Annotated in this window: 5 protein-coding genes; all 5 read right to left on the bottom strand. The window is 42.8% G+C overall.

The window, feature by feature from the left end:
• Positions 1–178: type II TA system antitoxin, ParD family (locus F6K37_RS30095; protein ID WP_287254160.1), on the bottom strand; the 178-nt coding region annotated here is incomplete at its 3' end.
• A 140-nt stretch (positions 179–318) separates the two neighbouring features.
• Positions 319–630: a type II toxin-antitoxin system RelE/ParE family toxin gene (locus F6K37_RS30090; protein ID WP_287254159.1), complete on the bottom strand. Its 312-nt coding sequence runs from the start codon at positions 628–630 to the stop codon at positions 319–321.
• A gap of 41 nt (positions 631–671) precedes the next feature.
• Positions 672–932 carry a ribbon-helix-helix domain-containing protein gene (locus tag F6K37_RS30085; protein ID WP_287254157.1) on the bottom strand — a complete coding sequence of 87 codons (261 nt, stop codon included), beginning with the start codon at positions 930–932 and terminating at the stop codon, positions 672–674.
• A gap of 1,172 nt (positions 933–2,104) precedes the next feature.
• Positions 2,105–4,699: a M10 family metallopeptidase C-terminal domain-containing protein gene (locus F6K37_RS30080; protein ID WP_287254155.1), complete on the bottom strand. Its 2,595-nt coding sequence runs from the start codon at positions 4,697–4,699 to the stop codon at positions 2,105–2,107.
• Between the two features lie 764 nt (positions 4,700–5,463).
• The coding region (locus tag F6K37_RS30075) for a ShlB/FhaC/HecB family hemolysin secretion/activation protein (protein ID WP_287254154.1) at positions 5,464–6,200 on the bottom strand (737 nt) is incomplete at its 5' end.

Raw genomic sequence — 6,200 nt, 5'->3', positions numbered from 1 at the left:
GCTTGAGAAAGGCAGACAGTTGAGCGAGGGCTTCTTCGGAGCTTAGTTCTGGGTTGATGGGCACATCAGGCAGAGAGCGTTCAAGCACATATTCCTTAATCGTTTTGCCGCTCAGGGCTGCGTTCGCTTTGAGCTTCTGATGCTGTTCTGGGGTGATCTCAATCGAAAGCCTAGCCATGGGAAATCCCTATGTTGTTCAACAACAAGAACATCTTAGGAAAATAAAAACATTTGTACAATAACCACTTTTGTTGCTTATCCGCGTCCCCGCGTTTCCCCTCTCCCCATTGATGCTTAAGAAAACATCACCTTACCTAACTAAATCCCTTCCATATCACTCATAAGACGCGATGGTATATCCATTTTATGGGCATACAGGACTTCCACCAGGATGGTTGCGTTATCTTCTAAGCGAAACAGCACCGCATGGGGAAAACCTTGCAAGCGCCATTTTCTGAATTGATAGACTTGCAGATCCTCGTATCCTTCACCGGCATCGTAGAGAGAGCAGGCATAGGGATTGTTTTTGATGAAATCCAAGGCTTGCTCTACGGCGGCGATGAATCGTTCGGCCACATCTACTCCAGCACGGTTTTTGTAATTCTGTGCATAGTCCCGCCACTGTCGCATAAACAGGGCACTTTTTTGCATGGAGAATGTCATAGTGCTATTTAACTGAGGCTATGGCGAATGGTGTCGGCATCATCCTCTGTCAGAGGGGTATAACTGTTCTCATGGAGAGACTGCCGCAATAAGCTGTTTATGGCGTATCGTTCAGCCGCAGCAGTTTTTTCCATATGTTTGCGAATGAGATCCCGAACAAATTCACTGGGGGTTTCGTATAGCCCGTTTTCTCCTGTCATCTCGGCGACAAATTGCGCTAGCGGTTCCGGCAATGTAGCGTTGATGCGTTTGGGGGGCTGATTGTTCACAGACGGCATAGCACGCTCCTTGACAGCAAGTGTTTATAAAAACTCTAACATTACATCAGCTAAAGGGCAATATTTCGCATATATTGCCCTTTAGCTGTCACCAGTCACACAGTCACTGCCTACTCCCTAAAACAATGAAGCTCCCAGGCTTCCCTCAAGGTAATCCCGGTAAGTGTGGTTATCGACACTAAGAGCCTAACACTAACTAATCTCAGCTCATATCCTGAGTTGGCAAAACCTATCCAGGGAGATTCACCTTTTGACTTCCATTACTGGGTACAATAGCTCTGATGCTGATCTGATGGTGGTCTTGAGACGATTACATATAGAGTGTTATAGGAATGCGTTCGCGTAGCGTGACCTGCATGTCAATCGCTTTTAGCGTGGCCTACGGCCAATCGCGTAGCGTGACCATTCGCGTAGCGTGGCTCAAAGGCCAAGGTCAATCGCAAAAACAAACCCAAATTACACATGGGTACACTTTTGGGATGTGGGTAAGAGCTGATTTGTAAACAAAAAATTAAGAGGCTAATCTTCTTGTCATCAAACGAATTAATGAACCATATATAGCAGTCGCCAGGGCAGTTAGGACATGACAAAAGTCTCACACCCTTTGTAAGCGCAAGAGTTTGACTTCTGACTTCTGACTTCTGACTTCTGACTTCTGACTTCTGGCTTCTGACTTCTGCTATATCATCCCTGTACTCATCTGTGTATATAGCTCATAGTCTTTACTAAGCGCGTCTAAATCGGTAAAACCCGCCAAATGTTCTTTCTACAATCCATCCCAACGGTCGTATTTCAAACTCTGTTGATTTCCTTTATATCACTTCGCATCGAACAGAATCACCACATACCTGTTTGACTGATTTATCAAAAATATTGGCGTTGATTAATAGTGGAATGGTTAACCAAAAATTGTTTTTTTTATACTTTAAATAATAACAAATAATCATAATTGATAACTGCAATATCTCTTCATATTTAGAATCGCACAGATAAAGTCGATGTATAGCTTTTTTTGTATAGCGAGGTACATATTGAAGCTGAAAAGCTTGTTAATTGAGGCTTATGGTGTAACATCTAGTACCTAATAAACATCTCCGGAAAAGAATCTAAAACCATTATCTTGTCTAGGTTACAACCCAATTCCTGGAGATGTATAATGTATCCTATACAATCAGGATATCACTATTTTTCAAGGCAGTTTTGTTAGAGAAATTAGCAACTTGTACAGCACTCAGTGTACCTGAACCGTCAGCATCGAATGATAGTAATCCTGATGAACGATCATAGATGAATCTGTCATTTGTATCTAAGGCGGCAGCACCTAAAACAAATTGACCCACATCTAAAATTCCTTGCACAAGACCACTGCCGAAGCCACTAGCCGAAATTTGTAGTTTATCCCCCTGGTAACTGACAAAGTCAGTAATATAATCTATCCCTTCAGTAGTGATATTAAAGACAAACTTATCTGCACCAGCACCTCCAGAGAGCACATCATTTCCAGTACCCCCATATAAAATGTCATCACCGGCACCAGCATAGATACGATCGTTCCCTGCACCACCATACAAGTTATCATTACCACCAATTTCTTGTGGAACTGAAGGTAATTCGATAATGCCTCGCAGATATTGACTAGGATAATTTTGAAGGTCATTCCAGGCTTGATTACCCCAACCCATCGCAGCATAATCTTCACCATCGGGAATTGAGGAACTACGATAATCGTTAGGTTCACCCGGAGACCAGTTACGGTAGGTTGAGGTTTCACCACTAACCCATTGCCATTGACCTTCTATAGTACGATCGCTCAGACCGATCCAAAACAGTTCATTAGTTCCAAAGGTGGTGTTTAGCCAGCTTTGTTCGATGGCGTTGTTAATCGTAACTAAGTTACCCCCAAGGCGTTGAGCTTCTGCTTGGGTAGAGAGCCAAGTGCCCGGTTGGCTCAATATATAAGAGTGTCCATTCCAGGTAGTGAGATAGTCGCCGTAAATAATATCATCACCATTACCACCATTGACTGTATCATTACCACGACCACCCCAAATGTAGTTACTGGCACTGTTGCCATTAATCACATTATTGAAATCGTTACCATAACCATTGATAGAAGTTGTACCGGTTAGGGTTAGGTTTTCTAAATGAGCACCAAGCTGATAAGTAATTGAGGCGTAAACTGTATCAATGCCCTGGTTAGTATACTCAACTACCCTATCACCTATGGTATCAACGACATAGCGATCATTGCCTGAGCCTCCGTACATGCGATCGCTACCAGTTCCACCGTCTAAGTAGTCATTGCCAGAACTACCACTGAGGAGATCATTACCACTAGAGCCATTGACTGTATCATTACCACGACCACCCGAAATGTAGTTACTGGCACTGTTGCCATTAATCACATTATTGAAATCGTTACCATAACCATTGATAGAACTTGTACCGGTTAGGGTTAGGTTTTCTAAATGAGCACCAAGCTGATAAGTAATTGAGGCGTAAACTCTGTCAATGCCCTGGTTAGTATACTCAACTACCCTATCACCTATGGTATCAACGACATAGCGATCATTGCCTGAGCCTCCGTACATGCGATCGCTACCAGTTCCACCGTGTAAGTAGTCATTGCCAGAACTACCACTGAGGAGATCATTGCCAGAACTACCACTGAGGGTATCATTACCACTAGAGCCATAGAGATTGTCATTGCCTGAGCCTCCGTAGATGCGATCGCTACCAGTTCCACCACTTAAAAAATCATTGCCTGAGCCACCACTCAGATAGTCATTACCCTCGCCACCTTGTAGGACATTTGCAACATTATTGCCATAAATTGTGTCATTGCCGCTACCACCAATGCCATTCTCAATAGTCACACCATAAGCGATCGCTAGGGTTCTGCTTTCCCACTCTTTACCGTTCCAATACGCTGGACCTAGTTCACTCCATTGTCCAGCGTTTAGGTTAATCTTAGCGTTGGAAGACTGGTTCGACCAGTCGATGGTGTCGTTACCACCTGCATCCCAGATAGTCTCCAAAATTTGTTGTCCGGGAGCCCACTTATAGACTGTATTACCCTTGCGCGTGTTCATGTTAGCACCGTAGATGTACTGGATAGCAGCAATATCGTGCAACATCGGCGTAGTGGGAAAAAACTTTTGACTGTAAGCACTTAAAGGCTGATTCACATAAGACCGATAGCTCATAACTGTGTAGGCAGTCGTATCAATATTTAAATTAGCGACTACCCCAGAACCATCCTTCTCGTGGGGATGCTTTAGTCCAAGGGCATGTCCGATTTCATGGAGGAATGTTTGATAACCATACGTTCCTTTTGTGGCAGTGTTATAACTGTTGGAATGACTGAACCAGATATCTCCAGCTTCTGTTGAGGCATAGGGAAAATAAGCCCATGCTGTATTAGGTTTAGAGGATTTAGCGAAGCGAATATCACCTGCAACTTTTTTAGAGTCAATAACTTTGGTAAAGTTAATATTGGCAACCTCGCTCCAAGCATTCAATGCATTTTCAGCAGCAATTCTTTGGATACTAGTCAGAGGGGAAAAACCAGACCAAGGTTCACTATCACCATAGTTTGTCTTGTACCATGATGAACCCCACTCACCAAAACTATAGGTTAAGTTAACACCTTTTCCGGTAGAACCGCCCCATTTATTATTCCCAAGTAAGCTGTCGATATGATGAATGCCAGAAAATTTTATATTGGAAACTTTTCCTTTTGAAGTAGGAGTAGCCATGGTTAATTTATCCAAATCAGTGAATTGGGTTTTTAATACTGCTAAAGCACTAGTTGTGTTAAATTGGTTATTTATGTTGCCCTACTAGCTAAAACGATTCAGTGGTAAACAGCAAAGCGCCTGGTAACGTTTTCATTTACTTATTAGTAATTATTAGGTTTTGACTAGGAGTATTAGTCTCTGAAAGCTGATTTTAAAACAGAGCTATAATAATTGCTTTGTAAACCAAATTTAGGATCAAATCCTCGCTTATTTATAACTTTATAAATAAAAATCAAATAATACATTAACTGTTTATACAAAGTTTATTTCCAATTTTGGAGAACGCGATGGTCTAATTATGCTAGTAGGTTTGCTGAAAACTACATGGAGTTAATAAAACAAGAGGCTCTGTCGTTCAGAGCCTCTTGTTAATGCATTAGGACTTACGCAAAGTCTCTATTTGTAGGGTGTGTTAGCGAAGCGTAACGCACCTTTACCGCTATATCTGGTGTAGCTGTGTAAGTCCTGTGCATATAGCGTTTCTAGGACTCATGAGGTACACCGAATTGTTTGACTATTGGCTCTTGCCTCTTCTCTCTTACCTTCTCCGTGCTCGCTGCTCCCTAAAACCTAAAACCTAAAACCTAAAACCTAAAACCTAAAACCTAAAACCTAAAACCTAAAACCTAAAACCTAAAACCTAAAACCTAGATATTTGTACCTCACAAGTCGTAGAATTGCTATATTATTTCAAGACTTTTGGTCAAAACTCAGCTGCGAACCTAGGGCTGGTAGCCCACTGAAAAGTGGAAACCATTCTCTTGTAGTGAATTTCCCCGGTTGTTGACCTCAATCAAGGGGATACCATAGTCTAAGCGCAAATCTAAACCAGAGATAATCTGCGATCGCAAACCTACTCCCAAGCTAGCAATGGTGGCGGGGTCAGGGTCAGGATCTAGATTATTCCAAGCTGTACCGATTTCAAAAAAAGGGGCTAGTTGTAGCCTGGTGGGGTCTGAGGTGAGAGGGATGCGGACTTGTACCGAACCCAGGACACCGTTATCAGCAACCAGTTGGTTTTGTCGATAGCCTTTGATAGTATCCACGCCACCGATACTGAAGCGTTCTAGGGAGAGCAAAGAATCTGGGGTTAACTGAGCATTAATTTGTGTGATCAGCGTCGTTCTCGGTGACAACTGTTGTACCCATTGGAATTGTCCCAACCAGCTAAAGAATCCCCCGTCAGTCCCAGTGTTGTTGATAGTTGCATCAAAGGCACCTAACCCAAAACTAAACTGAGAGCGAGCAGCTAATATCCGACTAGGGCTACTACGGTCTATCCAATCTTGAGAAAATCGCAATACCGTTACCTTGGATTCGCCGTCTTCTGGGCCAACTGAGAAAGAAAAAGGTTCCCCAAGTAAGAAGGTTTGACTGCGACGCAAGTCTAGGGCTAAACTCAGAGCAAATTCACTTTCTGGGGAGCGGAATATCGGTTGGCGAAAACTGACAGAAAAGG

It is taken from the genome of Moorena sp. SIO4E2, from assembly GCF_010671945.1.
In the GTDB taxonomy this organism is placed as follows: domain Bacteria; phylum Cyanobacteriota; class Cyanobacteriia; order Cyanobacteriales; family Coleofasciculaceae; genus Moorena; species Moorena producens.
This window is presented reverse-complemented; position numbering and strand designations above follow the sequence as displayed.